Source organism: Candidatus Nitrosotalea sp. FS (assembly GCF_011319475.1).
Classification (GTDB): Archaea; Thermoproteota; Nitrososphaeria; order Nitrososphaerales; family Nitrosopumilaceae; genus Nitrosotalea.
The window spans coordinates 18,788-19,261 of sequence record NZ_RCMC01000251.1 but is presented as its reverse complement, the minus strand read 5'-3'; the positions used below and the strand labels follow the sequence as shown (position 1 = coordinate 19,261).

The window sequence follows — 474 nt, the reverse complement described above, 5'->3', positions numbered from 1 at the left end:
ATGTACCGGATTTTATCTTGCATACTCTAAACTAGTGGAGAAGAAACTATGATCAGCCCAGACATTGTTATCGTGTTTATTTCGTTATTCATAGTATTCATCGCATTAGGATTTTATGGAAAATATTGGAGAAGAGGTGATCTAAATCATGTTCATGAATGGTCACTTGCAGGAAGAAAGCTTGGAACAACCCTAGTATTTTTCCTAATTGGTGCAGACTTGTATACTGCGTATAGTTTTGTGGCAATCCCATCTGGAGTGTTTGCAAAAGGCTCACTGTACTTTTTCGCAATTCCTTATGTGATGTTGACTTTTGCAGTAGCATTGGTTACAATGCCCAAGCTCTGGACTCTAGCACGTGAGAAGGGATACATCACAGCGTCAGATTTTGTCAAGGACAGATTCAACAGCAGGACACTTGCAATCATGATAGCAATTACAGGAATTGTTGCAGAGTTGCCATACATTGCACTT

Annotated in this window: 1 pseudogene; it reads left to right on the top strand. The window is 39.5% G+C overall.

From position 1 onward, the window contains the following. Positions 1 to 48 precede the first annotated feature (48 nt). Positions 49 to 474: pseudogene (locus tag DYY66_RS13275) on the top strand (sodium:solute symporter); the annotation flags it as partial.